The sequence below is a fragment of the Streptomyces sp. SID14515 genome (assembly GCF_010548505.1).
Lineage (GTDB): Bacteria > Actinomycetota > Actinomycetes > Streptomycetales > Streptomycetaceae > Streptomyces > Streptomyces caviscabies.
Window position 1 is genome coordinate 1 of record NZ_JAAGMH010000072.1, and the last position, 22,119, is coordinate 22,119.

Sequence of the window (22,119 nt, forward strand, 5' to 3'; positions counted from 1 at the left end):
GACCGGGCCACGGCCACCGGCCCGGGTGCCAGCACAGACACGCCCGCCGCCCAGCCCACGGGCACCGCCCCGGCCACGACCACGCCCGCCGCCCAGCCCACGGGCACCGCCCCGGCCACGACCACGCCCGCGGAAGCCACCACCTCGGGCACGCGCCCGGAAGCCACCACCCCAGGCACGCCCCCGGAAGCCACCGCCCCGGCCACGCCCGCCGCCCCCGACGCGACCACCGCCCCGGAAGCCACCACCGGCCAGGAAGCCGCCCCCGGCCCCGGCCGCATCCCCGCCTACCCCGCCGCCGAACGCGCCGTACGGGCCCTCGCCGAGGCCGTGAAGTACGCCCAGTGGCGGCGCCAGGCGGCCGTGCCCGGCAAGATCCCCGAGTTCCTCGACGACACCATCGACGAGCCCGGGGCCGCCGCCCTGATCGAGGCGCAGCTCGCCACCGCCCCCGACCCGCGCGGGCGCCCGCTCACCCACGACGAGGCCCGCGAACTGCTCGGCCGCTACGGCATCGCCGTCCGCCCCACCCTGCCCGCCCCGGACCCGGAGACGGCCGTCGCCGCGGCGGCCCGGCTCGGCTACCCCGTCGCGCTCAAGACCACCGCACCCCATCTGCGCCACCGCGCCGACCTCGGCGGGGTCCGCCTCGACCTCGCCGACGAGGAGGCGCTGCGCCGGGCGTACGGAGACCTGACCGACCTCCTCGGCAAGCCCGCCGAACTGCTCCCCGTCGTCCAGGCGATGGCCCCGCGCGGCGTCGACACCGTCGTGCGGGCCTCCATCGACGCGGCCGCCGGGGCCGTCCTCTCCTTCGGCCTCGCGGGCGCACCCTCCGAACTGCTCGGCGACACCGCCCACCGGCTGGTCCCCGCCACCGACCGCGACGCCGCCGAGCTGATCCGGTCCATCCGGGCGGCCCCGGTGCTGTTCGGCTGGCGCGGCTCGGCCCCGGTCGACACGGCCGCGCTCGAAGAGCTGCTGCTCAGGCTGTCCCGGCTGGTCGACGACCACCCCGAGGTGGTCTCCGTAGCCCTCGAACCGGTCGTCGTCGCCCCACAGGGACTGACCGTGCTCGGCGCGAGCGTCCGGCTCGCCCCACCGCCCGCCCGGAGCGACGTCGGCCCCCGCCGCCTTCCGAACTACTGAGACCCACCGGCCGGTGGCCACCGGGGCGTCCCCGGCAGTCACCGGCCCGCCGTAGGATGGTGCTCATGGCAAAGACCGGTACGACGACCCAGGGGCTGCGCGCGGCGATCGAGCGCAGCGGCTACTACCCGGCCCTCGTGGCCGAGGCGGTGGAGGCCGCCGTCGGCGGGGAGCCGGTCGCTTCGTACCTGGTGCACCAGGAGACCACGTTCGACTCCAACGAGGTGCGCCGCCATGTGACGGTCCTCGTCCTGACCGAGCACCGCTTCATCGTCAGCCACACCGACGAGCAGGCCGCCGACACCAGCTCCCCGACGCCGTACGCCACCACCTCCACCGAGTCGGTGAAGCTGGAGCGGATCTCCTCCGTCGTGGTCAGCCGGGTGGTGGCCAACCCGGAGAAGTACGTCCCGGGCACCCTGCCCCGCGAGGTCGTCCTCACCATCGGCTGGGGCGCGGTCTCCCGGATCGACCTGGAGCCCGCCGCCTGCGGCGACTCCAACTGCGAGGCCGACCACGGCTACACCGGCAGCTCCACCGCCGACGACCTGAGCCTGCGGGTCAGCGAGGCCGGTGACGGCCCCGACGCGGTGCGTCAGACGCTCGCCTTCGCCCAGTCGCTCTCCGAGGCCACGGCCGCCACCGCGGCGACCGGCCGCTGATGGCCCAGCCCGCCTGGCAGGACCCCGTCCCGCTCGCCCTCGACACCGCGCCCGTGCCCGCGTACGGCAGCGGCTCGCTCGCCGACCTGCTGCCGACCCTCGTCGCCGGACAGGAGGTGCCGGGGTTCACCGCCGCGATCCCCGAGCTGACCCCGGCCGACCGCAACTGCGTCTTCCTGATCGACGGCCTCGGCTGGGAGCAGATCAAGGCCCACCCCGACGAGGCCCCCTTCCTGCACTCGCTCCTCCCCACCTCGCGCGGCGGCACCGGCCGCCCGCTCACCGCGGGTTTCCCCTCCACCACCGCGACCTCGCTCGCCTCGGTCGGCACGGGGCTGCCGCCCGGCGAGCACGGCCTGCCCGGCTACACCGCGCGCAACCCGGAGACCGGCGAGCTGATGAACCAGCTCCGCTGGAAGCCGTGGACCGCGCCGAAGGTCTGGCAGCCGTACCCCACGGTCTTCCAGCTCGCCGACGCCGCGGGCGTGCACACCGCGCAGGTCTCCGCGCCGACGTTCGAGCAGACGCCCCTCACCAAGGTCGCGCTCAGCGGCGGCTCCTTCCTCGGCCGGCTCTCCGGCGAGGACCGGATGGACGTCGCCGCCCAGCGCCTGGCCGCCGGCGACCGCTCGCTCGTCTACACGTACTACAGCGAGGTCGACGGCAAGGGGCACCGCTTCGGCACTGACTCCGACGCCTGGCGCGGTCAGCTGATGTACGTCGACGGGCTCGCCCGACGCCTCGCCGAGCAGCTCCCGCCGCGCTCCGCGCTCTACATCACCGCCGACCACGGCATGATCGACATCCCGTTCGACGAGCAGTCCCGGATCGACTTCGACGAGGACTGGGAGCTGCGCGCCGGCGTCGCCCTCCTCGGCGGCGAGGGCCGCGCCCGCCATGTGTACGCGGTGCCGGGCGCGCAGTCCGACGTGCTGGCCGTCTGGCGCGAGGTGCTCGGCGAGCAGTTCTGGATCGCGAGCCGGGACGAGGCCATCGCGGCCGGCTGGTTCGGGCCGACGATCGACGAGCGGGTCCACGGCCGGATCGGCGACGTGGTCGCCGCCGCCCACGACGACGTGATCATCACGGCCTCCGTCAACGAGCCGCACGAGTCGGCGATGGTCGGCGTGCACGGTTCCCTGACCCCCGTGGAACAGCTCGTCCCGCTCCTCGAAGTACGCTCGTAACCCCTCCCGCCGTGCCCCACCCCCTCCGAAAGGTGCTCGACCTCTCATGCCCGAGCTGGTGTTCTTCTCCGGAACCATGGACTGCGGAAAGAGCACGCTGGCCCTGCAGATCGGTCACAACCGTTCGGCACGCGGGCTCCAGGGCGTGATCTTCACCCGGGACGACCGCGCGGGGGAGGGCAAGCTCTCCTCCCGGCTCGGCCTGGTGACGGACGCCGTCGAGGCCGAGGAGGGCCTGGACCTGTACGCGCACATCGTCGGCCGGGTCAGCCGGGGCGGCCGGGTCGACTACGTGATCGTGGACGAGGCGCAGTTCCTCGCCCCCGGCCAGATCGACCAACTGGCCCGTGTCGTCGACGATCTGGGGCTCGACGTCTTCGCCTTCGGCATCACCACGGACTTCCGCACCAAGCTGTTCCCCGGCTCCCAACGGCTGATCGAGCTGGCCGACCGCATAGAGGCCCTCCAGGTCGAGGCGCTCTGCTGGTGCGGAGCCCGGGCCACGCACAACGCCCGTACGGTCGACGGCGAGATGGTCGTCGAGGGCGCCCAGGTCGTCGTCGGCGACGTCAACCGGCAGGCGGGCGAGGTCGGTTACGAGGTGCTGTGCCGCCGGCACCACTGCCGCCGCATGACGAGCGGTTCCGCCCGCGCCGGCGCGCTCTCGCCGGACGTCCTGCCGGTGTCGTCGGACTGAGGCGCGCGGTCCGCCGGTCCGCCGCTACCGGGCTTCAGCCCGGGGCCACCTCTCCTACGCCGAGACGTCACCGAAGTCGGCAAGGCTTCCCTCGCCCGACCCCGTACAGGGGCGTACACGAAGGAAGTACCACCGATGGATCGCAGATCGTTCATGGCCACCACGGGCCGCGCCTCGCTCCTGGCGGGCGGGGCCCTCACCGTCGGCACCGGGCTGACGGCCCCGTCGGCCACCGCCGCGCCGGCCGCCTCGGAGCACGGGAAGCACGGCCACGGCAGCGGGCCCCGGACGGTCCGGTTCAACATCATCAGCGACATCCAGGGCGACCTGGCCGACTTCGGCAAGGCCCTCGACGACCTGCACCGGATCAACCCGCACAGCGCCGGGCTGGGCGTCGCCGGTGACATCACGCCCCGCGGCTACGACTTCGAGTACGCGGAGGTCCGCCGCACCCTCGATCGGCACCGGCACCCCAGGAACGTCGCGTGGGCCATCGGCAACCACGAGTTCTACGTCCCCAAGTACAGCGACCCGGACACGCTCGCCCAGGACACCTGGCCCAACGGCACCACGGAGGACTCGCTCTTCCGCAGCTTCTACAACTTCGCGGGGCGCAACACGGTCTACGCGGAGACGTCGTTCGGTGGAATCCCCGTACTGACCCTCGGGACCGAGCGCTACGCGCACTACCACGACGCGAAGTTGTGGGACGAGGTGTGGATCAGCGACGCGCAGTTCGCCTGGCTGGAGGACCGGCTCGCCCACTGGGCGCGGCGCCGCAGGCCCGTCATGGTGATCACCCACCACCCGCTGCCCAACACCGTGTCGGGCACCCGCAACAAGCTCTACCTGGGCGACTACCTCCAGCCGGACCGGCTGCTGTCCATCCTCGGCCGGCATAAGGACGTGTTCCTCTTCTCCGGCCACACCCACTGGGACCTCAACCTGTCCGACTGGGTGGTCCGCAGGGTCGTACCCGGCACCGGAAACCTCGACGGCTTCACCGTCGTCAACACCGCGGCGGTCCAGACGGGCTGGACGGACGACGGCAAGGGCGGTGAGGTCGCGGTGGGCGGTACGTTCAACCAGGGCCTCCAGGTCGAGGTGGGCCCCCGCACGGTTGTGATCAAGGCCCGCGACTTCTCCACCGGCACCTGGCTCAAGCAGCTCACGGTTCCGCTGCACACGGCGGCCTGACGGGCGGGCCGGGTCGCCTCCGAGCGGCTGGGGGCGTCCGGCAATCGCCTAGGACACGTCCGACGATCCCGCGCGGGCCGACCTGATGACCGTGAACACGGCCCCCTCCGGATCCGCCACCGTCGCCAGCCGCCCGCTCGACCCCTCGCGCGGCGGCTGCAGGACGCGCCCGCCCAGCTCCACCACCCGCGCCGCGGCCCGGTCCGTGTCGGCGACCTCGAAGTACGTCATCCAGTGCGGCCCGCGGTCGCGCGGCAGCGCGTGGCCGACGCCGTGCAGGGCCGCCACCGGAACACCGTCCAGGTGCAGGGTCTGGTAGTCGAAGTCGGCCGAGACGATCGCCTCCGTCTCGTAGCCGAAGACCGTCTGGTAGAACTTCGCGACCATCGAGGTCTCCCGGGTCACCAGCTCGTTCCAGACAGGGGTGCCGGGCACGCCCGCCGTCATCGTGCCGATGTGCTCCGAGCCCTGCCAGAGGCCGAAGACCGCGCCGCTCGGGTCCGAGGCGATGGCGAGCCGCCCGGCCTCGCCCGCGTCCAGCGGGCCGACCGCGACCGTACCGCCGCAGGAGCGGACGGCCTCGGCGGTGGCGTCCGCGTCGTCCGTGGCGAGGTAGGTGGTCCAGGCGATCGGGAGGTGCCGGTCGGGCGGCAGCTGGCCGATGCCCGCGACCTCCTTGCCGTGCAGCAGTCCGCGGACGTAGGGGCCCAGCTGTTCGGGGCCCGGCCGGAACTCCCAGTCGAACAGGGCTCCGTAGAACTCCTGGGTCGTGGTCAGGCCGTGCACGATCAGACTCACCCAGCAAGGTGTTCCGGGCGTACGCCGGGCGGCAGCCTCGGTCATCGTCTTCTCTCTCCTCGGACCGTTGTGGTGGCCGTGCGGGGGAACGGGACAGGGACGCCGTCCCGGGTCGGGAAGCGGTCCGCGTGCCCCGTGCAGATGCTTGCACCCCCCGGCGCGGGAGGCGCACCGGCCGCGCCGCGTCGTCCGGGTTCTCGACGAAGGACGGCCGGATTCCCGCCGGCCGTCCCTTCCGATGCTGTTACGGGCGCCGCCCGCGCTGCGCGAGGATGGCACCCATGAAGCCCATCATCACCGCATCCGAATGCGCGAGCGAGTCGGCCGGGGCGCGGCCGCCGGTGCTCCTGGACGTCCGCTGGCAGCTCGGCGGCCCCCACGGCCGCCCCGACTACGAGGCCGGTCATCTGCCCGGCGCGGTCTTCGTCGACCTCGATACGGAGCTGGCCGGCCCGGCGGGCGACGGCGGCCGCCACCCCCTCCCGGACCCGGAGGACTTCGGAGCCGTGATGCGCCGGGCCGGGGTCGGCCAGGACACCCCCGTCGTGGTGTACGACGGCGGACAGGGCTGGGCCGCCGCGCGCGCCTGGTGGCTGCTGCGCTGGACGGGGCACCGCGACGTCCGGGTCCTGGACGGCGGCCTCGCCGCCTGGACGGGCGAGCTCTCCACCGAGACCCCGCGCCCCGCCGAGGGCGATTTCCGGCCGAAGCCCGGGGCCCTGCCCACGCTGGACGCGGAAAGTGCGGCGGCCTTCGCCCGGTCGGGTCTGCTGCTGGACGCGCGAGCGGCGGAGCGCTACCGGGGCGATGTGGAGCCGATCGACCGCGTCGGCGGCCATATCCCCGGGGCCGTCTCCGCGCCGACCACGTCGAACGTCGACGCGGACGGGCGCTATCTCCCGGCCGAGCGGCTCGCCGAGCGGTTCGCCGGGCTGGGTGCGGCGGACAGCACCGAAGGCGTCGGGGTCTACTGCGGATCCGGGGTCTCCGGCGCGCACGAGGTGCTGGCCCTGGAGATCGCGGGCTTCACCGGCGTCCTCTACCCCGGCTCCTGGTCCGAGTGGTCCTCGGACCCCTCCCGGCCGGTCGCCACGGGCCCCGAGCCCCAGTAGTCCCGCCGCACGACGGGCGAACGGTAAGGAAGAGGGGTCCGTACGCGACCGCGTACGGACCCCTCTTCCACCGGTCGTCATTCCCGGTCAGTCCTGCTTCTTGCGCCGGGTGCCGAAGACGATCTCGTCCCAGCTCGGCACGGCCGCCCGGCGGCCCGGCCGGACTCCGTCCGCCTCGGCCTGACGGTCCGTCGTGCCGGTCAGCCGGTCGCGGTGGCCGGCCACCGCCCGAGGCATCAGCACATCCGCGTACGCCGACCCCGCACCCGCCGAAGCGGCGGCGGCGGGCGGCTCGTCCGCCTCCGTCTCCTCCGCCGGTTCGAGCGCGGCCGGTTCGGGCTGCGTGGGCCGCTCCGGGACGACCATGTCGCCACGGAAGCTCGGCACCGCCTCCAGCAGGCTGGTCAGCGAGTCGCGCTCACCGGCCGAGGCACTGCTCACGTACTCCTCGGGCTCGGCGGCCGGGGCGGGCCGCTCGATCTGCCGGTCGAGAGCCCGGTCCAACGGGCGGTCGCGGTCGATCTGCCGGTCGAGGCTCCGGTCCAGCGGCCGGTCGCGCGGCAGCCGGGCGATCCGGGGCACGAACGGGAAGCTGGGCTCGGGCGCGGCGACGTCGTCGGTCTCGCCGATCAGCGAGCGCGCCTCGTCGTCCACGGCCTGGACCAGCCGCCTGGGCGGGTCGTACGTCCAGCTCGCCGAGTGCGGTTCGCCCGCGACCCGGTAGACGAGCAGGACTTCCCAGGTGCCGTCGTCGCGGCGCCACGAGTCCCACTGGACGGTTTCCTTGTCGGCGCCGCGCAGCAGGAGACGCTCCTGCACCGCCTCGCCGAGCTGGGGGCCGGTGTTCTCGCCGGGACGGCGCACAGGAGTCTTCCGGGCCCGCTCGGCCATGAAGGCGCGCTCCGCGAGCACAGGGCCCTCGAAGCGGCGTACACGGTCGACGGGGATGCCCGCGAACTGGGCGACCTCCTCCGCGGAGGCACCGGCCCGTATGCGGGCCTGGATGTCGCGGGGCCGGAGGTGGCTCTCCACCTCGATCTCGATCTGGCCGAGCCGTGCGCGGTCGTTGCGCACGGCGGCGCGCAGCCGCTCATCGATCGGAAGCGTGTACTCCGTGCTGTCCGCAGCCTTGAGCACCAGTCGTGTGCCGTCGTTGGAGACGGCCACGACACGCAGTTCGGGCATGGGAACCTCCCGGGTGGTGCCTGCCGACGTCACGTGCGTCGCTGCTTCCGCTAGTCGAGTGTGACCTGCCCGGGTGCAGCCTGCCACAACCTTGCCAAGTTGCCCGGCGTGTCGGGCGCTCGTCCTGGTGCACCACCATGACACGGTTACCCATTGCGACCCAAAGTGACCGATTTGGCCGCTCTGTGCAGCAAGCACCCGTGTGATGCTTCGACGCCACCGGTTCGAGTGCCGCCGTCGGCCCCCTCCGGTGGCTGCGGATTCCCACGTCGGAGTCCGCCCCAGGGCTCGTCACAGTACTCCATTCGGGCCACCGGGGTGGACCGGCGCGCCGCCGAAGTTCTCACCGGGCGCGGGAGTTGAGATACCCAGTTCTCCGCGAAATGCCCCTGATGCGTGTTGTGCTTCACACAATCACCGGAAACGGAACTATCCACTTCGCTCATTTGTCCCTTCCTGTTGCATGGTGGGAGAGATGTCAAGCAGGGGCTGGTAATGGTTCAGAAGCCGGAAAGTGACGCAGAACCCAAGGAAAGGCGCATAGATCTGAGTCTCCCGCAGGTCGCCGGGAGTGCCGTGGCGGCCGTCGCGGCAGCGGTGCTGGCCTCGCAGCTGGGCGTGTACGGCACGATCGCCGGCGCGGGCGTGATGAGCGTCGTAGCCACCTGTGGCGGCTCGGTCTTCCAGCACTTCTTCCGCCGCACCGGCGAGCAGATCCGCGAGGTGACGGTCCAGGTGACCCACCCGGAGGGCCGCCAGGTGACGGTGCACACCAAGGAGACGACGCCCTCGGCGCACAGATCCGCCGCGCGGCGGTCAGAGCCGGAGCCGGCCGACGACGCCACCACGGTGCTGCCCACGGTCGACCCGGGCACGGTCCCGGAGGTGGTCCCGGACGCGGAGAGCACCCAGCTGCTGAAGCCCGTCGACCCGGACCGGACGCAGCTGCTGGACCTCGGCGACGCGCGGACCCGGATGCTCCGCGTCCCGCCGGCCGGAGGTTCCGGCGCCGACGACCGTACGTACGCGATCCCGCGGGCCGATGACCGTACGCGGCTGCTCCCGCGGGCCGGAGAGGGCGCGGCCGTCGCCGACGACGCGTTCAGCGACGGCGTCACCCACGGCACCCGGATGCGCGGCTGGAAGCGGCCCGCGCTCGCGGCGGCCGTGGTCTTCGCCGTCTCCATGGCCGGGATCACCGCGTACGAGGTGATCTCGGACGGCGACCTCAGCGGCGGCCAGGGCACCACGATCGGTTCCGTCGTCCGCGGCGGCGGCGATCGGGACTCCGGGCCCGCCGACCCCACGCCCTCCGGCGACACCGGTCAGGACGGGGGAGCGGACGAGCGGCGGCCGACCCCCGGCGACGGCACCGGTTCGGCCCCCGCGACGGACGGCGGCGACGGCAGCGGCACGAGCCCGGACCCCGGAACGGGCACGGGCGGTGAGAACCCGACCACCGGGCCCACTCCCACCCCGACGCCCTCCGGCTCCGGCGGCGGGACCACGCCCGACCCGACGCCGCCCACCCCGTCGGCCTCCGGCGACACCGGAACCGGCGCACCCTCGACCGGCACGGGCGTCGCGCCCGGACAGGGCGAGCAGGCTCCGCCCGGCACCGACACCGAGTGACCGACATACCGGAAGAGCACGCGACACGCGTCGGCCCCGGCCCCCTCCCGATCAGGAGGAGGCCGGGGCCGACGGCGTACCGGCGGTCGGCGGACTTCAGTCGCCGAGCACGCGCCGCAGATAGTCGTTGCCGAACATGCGGTCCGGGTCCAGCCGGTCGCGCAGCGCGGTGAACTCGCCGAAGCGCGGGTAGACCTCCGCCAGATAGGCCGCGTCCCGGGTGTGGATCTTGCCCCAGTGCGGCCGGCCGGCGTGCGCGGTCATGATCCGCTCGACCGCCGTGAAGTACGAGCGGTGGGGCGTGCCCTTGTAGAGGTGTACGGCGATGTACGCGCTGTCCCGGCCCGAGGCGGTCGACAGGGCCATGTCGTCGGCCGGAGCGGTGCGCACCTCGACCGGGAAGCTGACCTTCAGCGGTGACCGCTCGACCATGGCCTTCAGCTCCCGCAGCGCCGCCACCGCCTGCTCGCGCGGAACGGCGTACTCCATCTCCACGAACCGCACCCGGCGCGGGCTGGTGAACACCTTGTAGGGGATGTCGGTGTACGTACGCGCCGACAGCGCCCGGCTGGAGAGCTTGGCGATCGAGGGGATCGTCGCCGGGACCGCGCGGCCGAGCGAACAGGCGACCTGGAAGACCCCGTTGGACAGCAGCTCGTCGTCGATCCAACTGCTCACCCGCCCGGGCGGGGCGGCCGGACCGGCGCTGCGGTTGTTGCGCTTGGTGTTGCAGTTGCCGGTGTGCGGGAACCAGTAGAACTCGAAGTGCTCGTTCTCGGCGACCAGGGCGTCGAAGTCCGCGGTGACCCGGTCGAAGGTCATCGGCTCCTCACGGGCCGTCAGCAGGAAGATCGGCTCCACGGCGAGGGTGACGGCGGTGATCACCCCGAGGGCGCCGATCCCGACCCGGGCCGCGGCGAAGACCTCCGGGTTCTCCTCGGCCGAGCAGCGCAGCACCGTGCCGTCGGCGGTGACCAGCTCCAGCGCCCGGATCTGCGCGGATATCGACGCCGATTCGCGGCCCGTGCCGTGCGTACCGGTGGAGGTCGCCCCGGCGATCGTCTGCTCCATGATGTCGCCCATGTTGGTGAGCGAGAGGCCCTCGCGGGCGAGTGCGGTGTTGAGCCGCTTGAGCGGAGTGCCCGCCTCGACCGTCACGGTCATCGCCGCACGGTCGATGTCCCGGATCCCGGTGAGCAGGTCGGGGCGTATCAGCACCCCGTCCGTTGCGGCCGCCGCCGTGAAGGAGTGGCCCGAGCCGACCGGCTTCACCTTCAGGCCCTCCGCGCCCGCCCGGCGCAGCACGTCGGCCAGCTCGTCCACGGACGCGGGGGACTCGGTGCGGGCAGGCCGGGCGGTGACGGTACCCGCCCAGTTACGCCACGCGCTCGTCGTCGTCCGTGCGTAGGTGTCGGTCATCTTCCCCGCGCCCTCCCGTCGCAGCCGGCCCGGCCAGCCGGCGATACCCCAGGAACGCCACCGCCGCCGCGAGAGCTCCCGCCACGGCGGGCACCGCGTACCCCGCCTTCGCCCCGGCGGCGTCGACCACCCAGCCGGCGGCCGAGGAGCCGAGCGCCACTCCGACCGCGAGCCCGGTACTGGTCCAGGTCATGCCCTCGGTCAGCTTGGTGCGCGGTACGTGCGCTTCGACGAGGGCCATGGTGGTGACCATCGTCGGTGCGATGGCGAGGCCCGCGACAAAGAGCGCCACGGCCAGCAACGTAAGGTTCCCGGCCAGTTGGAGGGGGATCATACTCACGGCCATCGCGCAGACACCCACCAGCCACCTGGTCGAGGGGTTCCCCTTGAGGTGCAGCAGCCCGAACACGGCCCCCGCGAGACACGATCCGAGCGCGTAGACGGCCAGCACCAGGGAGGCGGCGGCCTTGTGGCCGCGCTCCTCGGCGAAGGCCACGGTCACCACGTCCACGCCGCCGAAGATCGCGCCCGTCGCCACGAAGGTGGCCACCAGGACCTGAAGCCCCGGCGAGCGCAGCGCGGAGCCGCCGGTGTGCTGCGACTTCGGGTGCGGCACCGGCTCGGTGGCGCGCTGGGCGGTCAGCCAGAAGACGCCGACCAGCAGGAAGGCGGCGGCGATCAGCGGCCCGGCCTCCGGGAACCAGGCGGTGGAGAGACCGATGGAGATGATCGGGCCGAAGATGAAGCACACCTCGTCGACGATCGACTCCCACGAGTAGGCGGTGTGCAGATCCCGGCTGGAGCCCCGGTAGATCGCCGCCCAGCGCGACCGGACCATCGACCCCACGCTCGGCACACAGCCCGCGCCCACGGAGAAGACGAACAGCGTCCACTCCGGCGCCCCCTGCTGGGCGCAGATCAGCAGACCCGCCACCGCGGCCACCGCCACCAGCGTCACCGGGCGCAGCACCCGGCGCTGTCCGTGGCGGTCGACCAGCCGGGAGACCTGGGGGCCGCAGACCGCCGCCGACATCGCCAGGGTCGCCGAGAGCGCCCCGGCCAGCCCGTAGCGGCCGGTGAGCTGGGAGATCATCGTCACGACGCCGATGCCCATCATGGACAGCGGCATCCGGCCGAAGAAGCCTGCGGCGGAGAACCCCTTGGTGCCGGGGGCGGAGAAGATGGCGCGGTAGGGGCTGGGCAAGGGGTACTCCGGTCGTGCCTGTCAGGCGTATAGCTGGCCGATACAGCTTACGGCCGGGCGGCTGCGCCGGACACCGGATTACGGGGGTGGCCCGGGGGAGCGGCACAGGTGTACGAACCCCGGGGCTCGCGGCCTTCACGGTCTTCCCGACGGGGCGTCGGATGTCGGTTGCCGCCCTGTCACAGGCGGGTGGCAGGATCGATGCCATGTCCGATCTGCGCGATCCCGCTCCCTACGACGCCCTGCTGCTGCTCTCCTTCGGCGGCCCCGAGGGCCCGGACGACGTGGTCCCGTTCCTGGCGAACGTGACCCGCGGCCGCGGCATCCCCGAGGAACGCCTCAAGGAGGTCGGCAAGCACTACTTCCTCTTCGGCGGGGTCAGCCCGATCAACGCGCAGAACCGCGCCCTGCTCGACGCGCTGCGCAAGGACTTCGCCGACCACGGCCTGGACCTCCCGGTCTACTGGGGCAACCGCAACTGGGCCCCGTATCTGACCGACGTCCTGCGCGAGATGACCGTCGACGGACACCGCCGGATCGCCGTCCTCGCCACCAGCGCCTACGCCTCCTACTCGGGCTGCCGCCAGTACCGCGAGAATCTCGCGGAGTCGCTGGCCGCCCTGGAGGCCGAAGGCCTGGAGGTGCCCCAGGTCGACAAACTGCGGCACTACTTCAACCACCCCGGCTTCGTGACACCCATGGTGGACGGCGTCCTCGCCTCGCTCGCCGACCTCCCCGAGGACGTCCGCGCGGGCGCGCACATCGCGTTCACCACCCACTCCATCCCGACCTCCGCCGCCGACGCCTCCGGCCCGGCCGAGGCGCACGGCGAGGGCGGCGCGTATGTCGCCGAGCACCTCGACGTGGCCCGGCTGATCATCGAGGCGGTGCGCGAGGAGACCGGCGTCGAACACCTCTGGCAGCTCGTCTACCAGTCCCGCAGCGGAGCCCCGCACATCCCGTGGCTGGAGCCCGACATCTGCGACCACCTGGAGACCCTGCACGGCGAGGGCGTCGGCGCGGTCGTGATGGCGCCCATCGGCTTCGTCTCGGACCACATGGAGGTGCTGTACGACCTCGACACCGAGGCCACCGCGAAGGCCGCCGAGATCGGTCTGCCGGTCCGCAGGTCCGCCACGGTCGGGGACGACCCGCGCTTCGCCGCCGCCGTCCGGGACCTGGTCCTGGAGCGCGCCGCGACCGAGCGCGGCCGGGCGGCGGAGCGCTGCGCCCTGGGCTCCCTCGGTCCCTCCCACGACCTCTGTCCCGTCGGCTGCTGCCCCGCCAGGGCCCCGAAGCCGGCCGCCGCGGGCGCCGACAGCCCGTACGCGTAGAGCCCTCAGTCCCCGTCGAGCCCCCGGGAGCACCCGTGACCGACCCCGCCCTGTCCGAACTGCTCGACCTCGCCCTGGAGGCGGCCCGCCGCGCCGGAGCACTGCTGCGCGACGGCCGCCCGGCCGACCTGGGGGTGGCCGCGACCAAGTCCAGCCCCATCGACGTGGTCACCGAGATGGACATCGCCGCCGAGAAGCTGATCACCGGCTACCTCACCGACTTCCGCCCCGACGACGGCTTCCTCGGCGAGGAGGGCGCCAGCTCCCCGGGCTCCACCGGCATCCGCTGGGTCATCGACCCGCTCGACGGCACGGTGAACTACCTCTACGGCCTGCCCACCTGGGCGGTCTCCATCGCCGCCGAGCGCGACGGCGAGCGGGTCGTGGGCGTCGTCGAGGCCCCGATGCGCCGGGAGACGTACCAGGCCGTCCTCGGCGGCGGTGCGTTCGCGAACGGCGAAGCCCTGCGCTGCCGGCCCGCCCCGCCGCTGGACCAAGCCCTCGTCTCGACCGGTTTCAACTACGTCGCCCACGTCCGCGCCCACCAGGCGGACGTCGCCCAGCAGCTGATCCCCAGGCTCCGGGACATCCGGCGCGGCGGCTCGGCGGCCGTCGACCTGTGCGATGTGGCGGCCGGCCGGCTGGACGGCTACTACGAGCGCGGACTGCACCCCTGGGACCTGGCCGCGGGCGACCTCATCGCCCGGGAGGCGGGCGCGCTGACCGGCGGCCGCCCGGGGCTGCCCGCCGACGGCGACCTGACGGTGGCCGCCACCCCCGGCGTCTTCGAGCCGCTGCAGGCCGCTCTCGACGAACTGGGCGCCTGGCACGACTGACCGCGGGCCCGCGGAAGGCCCTGACGAGGGCCCTGAGGCCGCCGCACACGCCACGGGGCCCCGGACACCATGACGGTGTCCGGGGCCCCGTGGCGTACGGCTCAGACGCTGGTGGCGCCGATTTCCACGCCGTGCTCGGCGGCGAGCCGGCGAAGATCGTCCAGCTCGCCCTGCTCGACGTCCGCGAGGAAGTCGTCGCCGTCCTCGCGCGCCCGCGTGAGGTCGGACTCGGTCGTCTTGATGCGTTGCAGCAGACCTGCGGTGAAAGCGTCCATGATGCGCCCCCTCATCGTGGGTCGGTGGCACGGGGTGTGCCCGGGGTCCCCCGGCCAGGGGAGCCGGAGGAGCGGGTGATCGCGCCGCCGCTCCGGGGAAAAGGAGCGGGCCGTGGCACATGCCACGTGACAGGCGTGATCGCGGGTGTGAACCCCTCTTCCCCACGCCACGGAACGGAGAAACCTCAACTGGCCCGGAAATCCGCCGCTTTCCCGGCAGGAAGCCGCCGGGAGATCCGGCCCGCCGCCGTCTTACCGCCGGTTTATACGCGTTGCGGGCAGGATGGAAGCGCACAGTCGGCATTGCTGCCCGTGTCCGAGCGGCCCCTGCGTGGGCCGCTCGATCTGTGAACCCATCGAAGGACCGAAGGAAGGACTGCGCCGTGCGCGTACTCGTCGTCGAGGACGAGCAGCTGCTCGCCGATGCGGTGGCCACCGGACTGCGCCGGGAGGCCATGGCCGTCGACGTCGTCTACGACGGTGCCGCGGCCCTGGAGCGCATCGGGGTCAACGACTACGACGTCGTCGTGCTGGACCGGGACCTCCCGGTGGTGCACGGCGACGACGTCTGCCGCCGGATCGTGGAGCTCGGCATGCCCACCCGGGTGCTCATGCTCACCGCGTCCGGCGACGTCAGCGACCGGGTCGAGGGCCTGGAGCTGGGCGCGGACGACTATCTGCCCAAGCCCTTCGCCTTCAGCGAGCTGACCGCCCGGGTGCGCGCGCTGGGCCGCCGTACGACGGTGGCGCTGCCGCCCGTCCTGGAGCGCGCCGGCATCAAGCTCGACCCGAACCGCCGCGAGGTCTTCCGCGACGAGGTGGAGATCCAGCTCGCCCCGAAGGAGTTCGCGGTGCTGGAGGTCCTCATGCGCAGCGAGGGCGCCGTCGTCTCGGCGGAGCAGCTGCTGGAGAAGGCCTGGGACGAGAACACCGACCCCTTCACCAACGTGGTGCGGGTGACGGTCATGACGCTCCGCCGCAAGCTCGGCGAACCGCCCGTGATCGTCACCGTGCCGGGTTCCGGATACCGGATCTGAGGACCATGGCCACCACCCCCGAGCCCCCCGCGGCGCCCCCGAAGCCCACCTGGGAGCCGAAGCAGCAGGACCCCCCGTACCCCTGGCTGCGCCCGACCATCCGGATACGGCTCACGCTGCTGTACGGCGGGATGTTCCTGATCGCGGGCATCGTGCTGCTGTCGATCATCTACATGCTGGCCGCGCAGGCGCTCCACGACGCGGGAAGCGTGGCCTTCCGGGTCGCCGGGACCAACGTCCAGATCACCAGCGACACCTGCCCGCAGCTCGGCGCCGCGCTCAACAACGACCAGCTGAACGACGCCATCAAGGCCTGCACGTCGGCCCAGCGGCAGCACGCTCTGGACAGCCTGCTGAACCGGGCCCTCCTCGCCCTGCTCGGCCTCAGCGTCATCGCCTTCGCCTTCGGCTACGCCATGGCCGGACGCGTCCTGTCCCCGCTCGGCCGGATCACCCGGACCGCGCGGCGGGTGGCGGGTACGGACCTCACCCGGCGGATCGAGCTGGACGGCCCGGACGACGAGCTGAAGGAGCTGGCGGACACCTTCGACGACATGCTGGACCGGCTGGAGCGGGCCTTCACCGCGCAGCAGCGGTTCGTCGGCAACGCCTCGCACGAGCTGCGCACCCCGCTGGCGATCAACCGCACCCTGCTGGAGGTCTCCCTCTCCGACCCGGAGGCCCCGCCGGAGCTCCATCAGCTCGGCAAGACCCTCCTGGCCACCAACGAGCGCAGCGAGCAGCTGGTGGAGGGCCTGCTGCTGCTGGCCCGCAGCGACAACCAGATCGTCGAGCGCAAACCGGTCGACCTCGCCGAGGTGGCCGAGCGCGCCATCGACCAGACCCGGGCGGAGGCGGTGGCCAGGAAGGCCGAGATCCGCGGTGAGCGGGCATCGGCCGTGGTCCAGGGCAACGGGGTCCTGCTGGAGCGGATCGCGCTGAACCTCGTGCAGAACGCCGTGCGCTACAACGTGCCCGAGGACGGCTGGGTGGAGGTCACCACCGAGGTACGGGACGGGCAGGCCCTGCTGGTCGTCTCGAACACCGGCCCGGTGGTCCCGGCGTACGAGATCGACAACCTCTTCGAGCCCTTCAGGCGGCTGCGTACGGAGCGCACGGGCAGCGACAAGGGGGTCGGGCTCGGCCTGTCGATCGCGCGGTCCGTCGCCCGGGCCCACGGAGGCCGTATCATCGCGGAGCCCCGCGAGGGCGGCGGTCTCGTGATGCGCGTCACCCTGCCGGTCTGAGAGGCTGCACGATGTGACTCTGCACCGAATCTTCATGTTCGCTTTGGGCGGAATTTTCAGGACCCGTTCCCGGGTGAGTCGTGTGTGATCGATCACAGAGTCGATTTTCCGACCATCTACTCTCCGTGATCGCGACTCTGTCGGAAAGCCGGTAATCGTCCGGGTTTTCGGGGATCGTTATCACGGGAAGTACACGGGGTAGCGCCTGTGAACTGCGCAGTCGGGACCGTGTACGGTCCCCATCGCCACCCAAGCCGAGCCTCGCCGAGGCGCCCGGTTGGGTGTCGATTGAGTAACAGACCTTGATGTGAGGCAAAATCTCCGCCTCAGGTCGGGCACAAGTCCGGCCTCTCACGCGTTACGTGCGCTGAGACACCCGTAGACACCCAAGAGGGGGAGAGCGACATGGCAACGGATTACGACACCCCACGCAAGACCGACGACGACGTGGACCAGGACAGCCTCGAAGAGCTCAAGGCGCGTCGGAGCGACAAGACGGCATCCGCCGTCGACGTCGACGAATTCGACGCGGCCGAGGGACTCGAGCTGCCCGGCGCGGACCTTTCCAACGAGGAGCTGGCCGTCCGGGTGCTGCCCAAGCAGGCCGATGAGTTCACCTGCATGAGCTGCTTCCTGGTGCACCACCGCAGCCAGCTGGCCCGCGAGAAGAACGGTCAGCCCATCTGCCGCGACTGCGACTGAGGTCGAGTCGGCCGTGGCAGGCGAGACACCGTTCCGGAAGCGACGCCCCTGGCGTCGGCACGGCCAGCAGGCCCAACAGGACGGTACCGGCGGCACAGGCCCGGCAGAAGGCGGTCACGCGTCTGCCGAGCGGTCCGCCGCCCTGCCGGATCACTCCGGCAGCTCCGACGACGAGCGAGGCCGTTCGGCCTCGCTCGAAGTGGCCGGGGCGGCAGCACTGCCGGACCGGGCCGGAGAGCAGGACCAGCAGGACCAGGCGGATCCCGCGACCGGGGGCCGCCTGCACGCAGTGAAACGGGGCGTACGCAAGGGCGGGGAGAGCGCGAAGGCACTGGCCGCACAGCTGGCCGACCGCATCATCGACACGGCCCCGCGCGTGCCGGTGCGCGACCTCGCCACCCTGCGGAGGCAGTTCCCCGGGCTGGGGCCCGAGGAGCTGGCCGACAAGCTGGTCACGGGAGCCTGCCGGGGCACCGCGACCGTCGGCGCAGGCATCGGGGCCGCCGCCATGATGCCCGTACCGCCCGCCATGCTCGCCGAGCTGGCGGCGGAGGTGACCGGCGTCGCCGCGATCGAGATGAAGCTCGTCGCCGAGCTCCACGAGGTCTACGGCCTCCGCCCTCCTGGCAATCTCGGCCAGCGCAGCACCGCGTATCTGACGTCGTGGACGGAGGAGCGCGGCATCGACGTCACCCGGCCCACCACGCTGAACGCCGCCCTGGGCGGCCAGATGAAGCGCGAGCTGCGCCAGCAGATCATGAAGCGCATGGCGCGCAATCTGCCCAACCTGATCCCGTTCATGATCGGCGCCACCGTCGGCGCGATGATGAACCGCCGCGACACCCGCAAGCTCGCCGACCGGATCAGGGGCGACCTGCGCAAGCAGCAGATCCCCTGGGACCGGCTGGCCGCGCTGCCTCCGCTGGAGCAGCCTCTGCACCCGGCCGAGCTGCCCAAGGAGATCGAGGGCCCCTGAGACCGCAGGTCGGGTACGGGCGGCCGGGTCAGGCGGCCTTGGCGCCGCTCAGCGCCGCCGCCAGGCCCTGCGGATTCCGCGTGGAGAGATAGATGTACGGAGTCGGGTCGTCCGGATCCGTGACCTCCACCCGCACCGCCGTCTCCACATAGCCGCGCAGCAGCATGAACGCACGGGCGTCCGCCCGGTGCGTGCGCCAGGCCCGCGCCTCCTCGGCGTCCAGCGCCTCGGGCTCACCCAGCGCCGACAGCGGGATCCGGGCATCGCCGGCGACGAGCGCCCCCGCCACCACCCGGATCCGGGCGGAGCCGTAACTGCTCACCAGGACCGCGGCCGCGGCCGTGCCGCCGACCAGCCCGGCGAGCAGCGGCAGGGTGCCCAGCGGCAGCAGCATCAGAGCACAGGCGATACCGATCCCGAAGGCGATGAACCACCAGGAGCGGGGTGCGGTGAGACGTTCGTCGAAGGGCGCTGCGGAAGGCTGCATGGAACCAAGCTTGGCACGGCGCGACCGGCGCACTGCCGCGCGGGTAAGGTCTGCGCCTGTGAGTGGAACATCAGCAGCTCTGACACCCCCGGCCGACGCCGTCGCGCCGGTCCGGCACCCCGACGCGCCCGCCCCCGGCGAGCTCCTCGGAGCGCACTACGAACACTGTTTCGGCTGCGGCGGGGGACAGCCGCACGGACTGCACCTGATGGCGCGGGCCGGTGAAGGCGTGAGCGTGACCGCCGAGTTCACCGTGCAGCCCGCCCACCAGGGCGCCCCCGGCCTCGCCCACGGCGGTGTGCTCGCCACGGCGCTGGACGAGACCCTCGGCTCGCTGAACTGGCTGCTGCGCACGATCGCGGTGACCGGACGGCTGGAGACCGACTTCGTCCGCCCCGTCCCGGTGGACACCGTGCTGCACCTCGACGCCCGGATCACCGCCGTGCACGGCCGGAAGATCTACTCCACCGCCACCGGCCGGATCGGCGGCCCCGAGGGCCCCGTCGCGGTCCGGGCCGACGCCCTCTTCATCGAGGTCAAGGTCGACCACTTCATCGACAACGGCCGGCCCGCCGAGATCCAGGCGGCCATGTCCGACCCCGACCAGGTCAAGCGCGCCCGCGCCTTCGAGGTGAACCCGTGACCCGCAACCCCGTCGACGTACTGATCCGCCTCCTCGACCCGGACGTGCCGATTCCGGCGTACGGACACCCGGGCGACGCCGGGGCCGACCTGGTCACCACCGAGGCCGCCGAACTCGCCCCCGGCGAGCGCGCGGTGCTGCCCACCGGTGTTTCGATCGCCCTGCCCGACGGGTACGCCGCGTTCGTGCACCCGCGCTCCGGCCTCGCGGCCCGCTGCGGAGTGGCCCTCGTGAATGCCCCAGGGACCGTGGATGCCGGGTACCGTGGGGAGATCAAGGTGATCGTGGTCAACCTCGATCCACGCGAGAGCGTGCGATTCGAACGGTTCGACCGGATTGCCCAATTGGTTGTCCAGCAGGTCGAGAAGGTGCGCTTCCACGAGGTGGCGGAACTTCCCGGCTCGGCGCGGGCCGAAGGGGGCTTCGGGTCCACCGGCGGCCACGCGTCGGTGGACGGCGCCGAGGGCGGGATCACCCACGGTGGGAACAGCTACGCTTCGGTCGTATCCGACCGGGAAGGACAGTGACGTGTTCGGACGTCGCAAGAAGAGTGGTTCCGCCGAGGACACGGCGGACGAGGTGCGCGAGGCCGAGCAGGTCGCCGACGAGCCCGAGGGCGGCGACGCCGCCGCCAAGGGCACCCGTCGGATGAATCTTCCGCCGGCCCCCAGGCCGGACGGACCCTGGGACAGCACCGAGGTCTCCCAGCCCGGCGAGGGCCGGGTCGACCTGGGCGGCATCTTCGTCCCCGGGGTCGAGGGCATGGAACTGCGCGTCGAGGTGGCCGGGGACGCGATCGTCGCCGCCACCGTGGTGCTGCGCGACAGCGCGGTCCAGCTGCAGGCCTTCGCCGCCCCCAAGAAGGAGGGCATCTGGGGCGAGGTCCGCGACGAGATCGCCTCGGGCATCACCCAGCAGGGCGGCATCATCGACGAGGTCGAGGGCCCGCTGGGCTGGGAGCTGCGCGCGCAGGTCCCCGTACAGCTGCCGGACGGCACGGGCGGGGTGCAGCTCGTGCGCTTCGTCGGCGTCGACGGGCCGCGCTGGTTCCTGCGCGGAGTGATCTCCGGCCAGGGCGCCGTCCAGCCGGAGGCCGCCGGGCTGCTGGAGACGATCTTCCGGGACACGGTGGTCGTCCGCGGCGACGGCCCGATGGCCCCCCGCGACCCGATCGTCCTCAAGCTCCCCAACGACGCCCAGATGGTGCCCGAGGGCGTGCAGCAGGAGGAGCAGGAGAGCTCGAAGTTCTCCGGCGGCATGGGCCAGCTCCAGCGCGGCCCCGAGATCACCGAGGTCCGCTAGCAGCGTCCGGCGGCACTTCGCAGCACTTCGCAGTACAGGCCGGTGGGCCGCATCCTTTCCTCGGGTGCGGCCCACCGGCCATTGCCCGCCCGTGTCCCGCACGCACATACTTGGCGGGCGACGACGCAGGCCACGTACGTACGACGGGGGAGCAGCATGACCGAGAGCACCAGCGGGCAGTCCGGCACGGCCCTGGCAGAGGACCCGGCCCGTACGGTCATGGTCACCGTCGAGGACCTGCACCGCTCGTACGGCAGCGGAGCGGCGGCCGTGCACGCCCTGCGCGGCGTCTCCTTCGAGATCCCCCGCGGTGAGCTGGTCGCGCTCAAGGGCCGCTCGGGTTCCGGCAAGACCACCCTGCTCAATCTGGTCGGCGGCCTGGACACCCCCGACGGCGGCCGGATCACCGTCGACGGCACCGAGCTGTCGGGGCTCGGCGAGAAGGGCCTGCTGGAGCTGCGCCGGGACCGGGTCGGCTTCATCTTCCAGTCCTTCGGCCTCATCCCGATCCTGACCGCCGCCGAGAACGTCGGCGTACCCCTGCGGCTGCGCAAGGCCGACCCGGCCGAGCGCGACGAGCGGGTGGCGCTGCTGCTCTCCCTCGTCGGCCTCGCCGACCACGCCGAGCAGCGCCCCGGCGAGCTCTCCGGCGGCCAGCAGCAGCGCGTCGCCATCGCCCGCGCGCTGGCCAACCGCCCCGCCCTCCTGATCGCCGACGAGCCCACCGGACAGCTCGACGCCGAGACCGGGCTCGCCGTGATGGAACTGCTCCGCGCGGTCGTCCGCAGCGAGAACGTCACCGCCCTCGTCGCCACCCACGACCCCCAGCTGCTGGGCCTGGCCGACCGGGTCCTGGAGCTGAGCGACGGCCACATCGTCGAACAGGCCTGAGCCCCGGCCCCGCCCTCCCGGGCCCTCCCGGCGCGCATCAGAGTTCCGTCAATACGCCCCCCACCTGCACTCCCGGGACCGAACCACGGCCCGCGGCGGAGTAGCGTCGGGGGCGGCGGCCGCACCGGGCGCCACCGGCCGTCGACA

23 protein-coding genes are annotated in these 22,119 nt (G+C 72.7%); 17 read left to right on the top strand and 6 right to left on the bottom strand.

The window, feature by feature from the left end; translation table 11 throughout:
* The 5 genes from G3I54_RS14455 to G3I54_RS14475 form a co-directional block, all read left to right on the top strand.
* A partial coding sequence (locus G3I54_RS14455; protein ID WP_239144373.1) for an acetate--CoA ligase family protein occupies nt 1-1,149 on the top strand: 1,149 nt, incomplete at its 5' end.
* A gap of 65 nt (nt 1,150-1,214) precedes the next feature.
* A complete protein-coding gene (locus G3I54_RS14460; protein ID WP_164614753.1) occupies nt 1,215-1,811 on the top strand; it encodes a DUF5998 family protein in 597 nt (198 codons plus the stop codon).
* Nucleotides 1,811-2,998 carry a nucleotide pyrophosphatase/phosphodiesterase family protein gene (locus G3I54_RS14465; RefSeq protein WP_164614755.1) on the top strand — a complete coding sequence of 396 codons (1,188 nt, stop codon included), beginning with the start codon at nt 1,811-1,813 and terminating at the stop codon, nt 2,996-2,998. Before G3I54_RS14460 ends, G3I54_RS14465 begins: the two co-directional genes overlap by 1 nt.
* A gap of 46 nt (nt 2,999-3,044) precedes the next feature.
* Nucleotides 3,045-3,695 (top strand): thymidine kinase, encoded by a 651-nt coding sequence (locus G3I54_RS14470; RefSeq protein WP_164614757.1) that lies wholly within the window; start codon nt 3,045-3,047, stop codon nt 3,693-3,695.
* Nucleotides 3,696-3,830: 135 nt separating this feature from the next.
* The gene (locus tag G3I54_RS14475; protein ID WP_239144374.1) at nt 3,831-4,892 is read left to right on the top strand and encodes a DUF4073 domain-containing protein; all 1,062 of its coding nucleotides are present in this window, start codon (nt 3,831-3,833) and stop codon (nt 4,890-4,892) included.
* 48 nt (nt 4,893-4,940) lie between these two features.
* On the opposite strand, the gene G3I54_RS14480 is transcribed toward G3I54_RS14475, so the two are convergent.
* Nucleotides 4,941-5,735 carry a VOC family protein gene (locus G3I54_RS14480; protein WP_164614759.1) on the bottom strand — a complete coding sequence of 265 codons (795 nt, stop codon included), beginning with the start codon at nt 5,733-5,735 and terminating at the stop codon, nt 4,941-4,943.
* Nucleotides 5,736-5,971: 236 nt separating this feature from the next.
* Between G3I54_RS14480 and G3I54_RS14485 the strand changes: the two genes are divergently transcribed.
* Nucleotides 5,972-6,802, top strand: a complete 831-nt coding sequence (locus tag G3I54_RS14485; RefSeq protein ID WP_164614761.1) for a sulfurtransferase — start codon at nt 5,972-5,974, stop codon at nt 6,800-6,802.
* A gap of 87 nt (nt 6,803-6,889) precedes the next feature.
* Here G3I54_RS14485 and sepH read toward each other — a convergent pair whose 3' ends face one another.
* Entirely contained in the window at nt 6,890-7,987 is a 1,098-nt protein-coding gene (gene sepH / locus G3I54_RS14490; protein WP_164614763.1) for a septation protein SepH, read from the bottom strand.
* Nucleotides 7,988-8,482: 495 nt separating this feature from the next.
* On the opposite strand from sepH, the gene G3I54_RS14495 reads away from it, so the two are divergent.
* Nucleotides 8,483-9,619 carry a hypothetical protein gene (locus G3I54_RS14495; protein ID WP_164614765.1) on the top strand — a complete coding sequence of 379 codons (1,137 nt, stop codon included), beginning with the start codon at nt 8,483-8,485 and terminating at the stop codon, nt 9,617-9,619.
* Between the two features lie 96 nt (nt 9,620-9,715).
* On the opposite strand, the gene G3I54_RS14500 is transcribed toward G3I54_RS14495, so the two are convergent.
* Together G3I54_RS14500 and G3I54_RS14505 are read right to left on the bottom strand one after the other, a co-directional pair.
* Nucleotides 9,716-11,038 (bottom strand): D-arabinono-1,4-lactone oxidase, encoded by a 1,323-nt coding sequence (locus G3I54_RS14500; protein ID WP_164614767.1) that lies wholly within the window; start codon nt 11,036-11,038, stop codon nt 9,716-9,718.
* A complete protein-coding gene (locus G3I54_RS14505; RefSeq protein WP_164614769.1) occupies nt 10,995-12,242 on the bottom strand; it encodes an MFS transporter in 1,248 nt (415 codons plus the stop codon). Before G3I54_RS14505 ends, G3I54_RS14500 begins: the two co-directional genes overlap by 44 nt.
* Nucleotides 12,243-12,448: 206 nt before the next feature.
* Here G3I54_RS14505 and G3I54_RS14510 point away from each other — a divergent pair, with 206 nt between their 5' ends.
* Together G3I54_RS14510 and G3I54_RS14515 are read left to right on the top strand one after the other, a co-directional pair.
* A complete protein-coding gene (locus tag G3I54_RS14510) occupies nt 12,449-13,576 on the top strand; it encodes a ferrochelatase (protein ID WP_164614771.1) in 1,128 nt (375 codons plus the stop codon).
* 35 nt (nt 13,577-13,611) lie between these two features.
* Nucleotides 13,612-14,412, top strand: coding sequence for an inositol monophosphatase family protein (locus tag G3I54_RS14515; RefSeq protein ID WP_164614773.1), 801 nt, complete (start codon nt 13,612-13,614; stop codon nt 14,410-14,412).
* Nucleotides 14,413-14,513: 101 nt separating this feature from the next.
* Here G3I54_RS14515 and G3I54_RS38995 read toward each other — a convergent pair whose 3' ends face one another.
* Nucleotides 14,514-14,687: a hypothetical protein gene (locus tag G3I54_RS38995; RefSeq protein WP_164493914.1), complete on the bottom strand. Its 174-nt coding sequence runs from the start codon at nt 14,685-14,687 to the stop codon at nt 14,514-14,516.
* A gap of 383 nt (nt 14,688-15,070) precedes the next feature.
* Between G3I54_RS38995 and G3I54_RS14520 the strand changes: the two genes are divergently transcribed.
* The 4 genes from G3I54_RS14520 (at nt 15,071) to G3I54_RS14535 (ending at nt 18,649) form a co-directional block, all read left to right on the top strand.
* Nucleotides 15,071-15,724 (top strand): response regulator transcription factor, encoded by a 654-nt coding sequence (locus tag G3I54_RS14520; protein ID WP_003965735.1) that lies wholly within the window; start codon nt 15,071-15,073, stop codon nt 15,722-15,724.
* Between the two features lie 5 nt (nt 15,725-15,729).
* The gene (locus G3I54_RS14525) at nt 15,730-16,971 is read left to right on the top strand and encodes a HAMP domain-containing sensor histidine kinase (protein WP_164614775.1); all 1,242 of its coding nucleotides are present in this window, start codon (nt 15,730-15,732) and stop codon (nt 16,969-16,971) included.
* A gap of 405 nt (nt 16,972-17,376) precedes the next feature.
* Nucleotides 17,377-17,673: a DUF4193 domain-containing protein gene (locus G3I54_RS14530; RefSeq protein ID WP_003965732.1), complete on the top strand. Its 297-nt coding sequence runs from the start codon at nt 17,377-17,379 to the stop codon at nt 17,671-17,673.
* 13 nt (nt 17,674-17,686) lie between these two features.
* Nucleotides 17,687-18,649 (top strand): hypothetical protein, encoded by a 963-nt coding sequence (locus G3I54_RS14535; RefSeq protein ID WP_164614777.1) that lies wholly within the window; start codon nt 17,687-17,689, stop codon nt 18,647-18,649.
* 28 nt (nt 18,650-18,677) lie between these two features.
* Here G3I54_RS14535 and G3I54_RS14540 read toward each other — a convergent pair whose 3' ends face one another.
* Complete coding sequence (locus tag G3I54_RS14540; RefSeq protein WP_137230193.1) at nt 18,678-19,136, bottom strand: DUF3093 domain-containing protein; 459 nt, start codon at nt 19,134-19,136, stop codon at nt 18,678-18,680.
* A gap of 58 nt (nt 19,137-19,194) precedes the next feature.
* On the opposite strand from G3I54_RS14540, the gene G3I54_RS14545 reads away from it, so the two are divergent.
* The 4 genes from G3I54_RS14545 (at nt 19,195) to G3I54_RS14560 (ending at nt 21,972) form a co-directional block, all read left to right on the top strand.
* Complete coding sequence (locus tag G3I54_RS14545) at nt 19,195-19,779, top strand: PaaI family thioesterase (protein WP_164614779.1); 585 nt, start codon at nt 19,195-19,197, stop codon at nt 19,777-19,779.
* The gene (dut, locus tag G3I54_RS14550; protein ID WP_030577310.1) at nt 19,776-20,306 is read left to right on the top strand and encodes a dUTP diphosphatase; all 531 of its coding nucleotides are present in this window, start codon (nt 19,776-19,778) and stop codon (nt 20,304-20,306) included. The genes G3I54_RS14545 and dut overlap by 4 nt, the downstream gene beginning before the upstream one ends.
* A 1-nt stretch (nt 20,307) precedes the next feature.
* Nucleotides 20,308-21,081, top strand: coding sequence for a DUF3710 domain-containing protein (locus G3I54_RS14555; RefSeq protein WP_164614781.1), 774 nt, complete (start codon nt 20,308-20,310; stop codon nt 21,079-21,081).
* A 156-nt stretch (nt 21,082-21,237) separates the two neighbouring features.
* Nucleotides 21,238-21,972 (top strand): ABC transporter ATP-binding protein, encoded by a 735-nt coding sequence (locus G3I54_RS14560; protein WP_164614783.1) that lies wholly within the window; start codon nt 21,238-21,240, stop codon nt 21,970-21,972.
* Nucleotides 21,973-22,119 lie beyond the last annotated feature (147 nt).

Excerpts from the sequence above, each read along its gene's own strand:
- G3I54_RS14460 (WP_164614753.1), top strand. The coding sequence starts at position 1,215 with ATGGCAAAGACCGGTACGACGACCCAGGGGCTGCGCGCGGCGATCGAG.
- G3I54_RS14465 (WP_164614755.1), top strand. The coding sequence starts at position 1,811 with ATGGCCCAGCCCGCCTGGCAGGACCCCGTCCCGCTCGCCCTCGACACC.
- G3I54_RS14470 (WP_164614757.1), top strand. The coding sequence starts at position 3,045 with ATGCCCGAGCTGGTGTTCTTCTCCGGAACCATGGACTGCGGAAAGAGC.
- G3I54_RS14475 (WP_239144374.1), top strand. The coding sequence starts at position 3,831 with ATGGATCGCAGATCGTTCATGGCCACCACGGGCCGCGCCTCGCTCCTG.
- G3I54_RS14480 (WP_164614759.1), bottom strand. The coding sequence starts at position 5,735 with ATGACCGAGGCTGCCGCCCGGCGTACGCCCGGAACACCTTGCTGGGTG.
- G3I54_RS14485 (WP_164614761.1), top strand. The coding sequence starts at position 5,972 with ATGAAGCCCATCATCACCGCATCCGAATGCGCGAGCGAGTCGGCCGGG.
- sepH (WP_164614763.1), bottom strand. The coding sequence starts at position 7,987 with ATGCCCGAACTGCGTGTCGTGGCCGTCTCCAACGACGGCACACGACTG.
- G3I54_RS14495 (WP_164614765.1), top strand. The coding sequence starts at position 8,483 with ATGGTTCAGAAGCCGGAAAGTGACGCAGAACCCAAGGAAAGGCGCATA.
- G3I54_RS14500 (WP_164614767.1), bottom strand. The coding sequence starts at position 11,038 with ATGACCGACACCTACGCACGGACGACGACGAGCGCGTGGCGTAACTGG.
- G3I54_RS14510 (WP_164614771.1), top strand. The coding sequence starts at position 12,449 with ATGTCCGATCTGCGCGATCCCGCTCCCTACGACGCCCTGCTGCTGCTC.
- G3I54_RS38995 (WP_164493914.1), bottom strand. The coding sequence starts at position 14,687 with ATGGACGCTTTCACCGCAGGTCTGCTGCAACGCATCAAGACGACCGAG.
- G3I54_RS14525 (WP_164614775.1), top strand. The coding sequence starts at position 15,730 with ATGGCCACCACCCCCGAGCCCCCCGCGGCGCCCCCGAAGCCCACCTGG.
- G3I54_RS14530 (WP_003965732.1), top strand. The coding sequence starts at position 17,377 with ATGGCAACGGATTACGACACCCCACGCAAGACCGACGACGACGTGGAC.
- G3I54_RS14540 (WP_137230193.1), bottom strand. The coding sequence starts at position 19,136 with ATGCAGCCTTCCGCAGCGCCCTTCGACGAACGTCTCACCGCACCCCGC.
- G3I54_RS14560 (WP_164614783.1), top strand. The coding sequence starts at position 21,238 with ATGACCGAGAGCACCAGCGGGCAGTCCGGCACGGCCCTGGCAGAGGAC.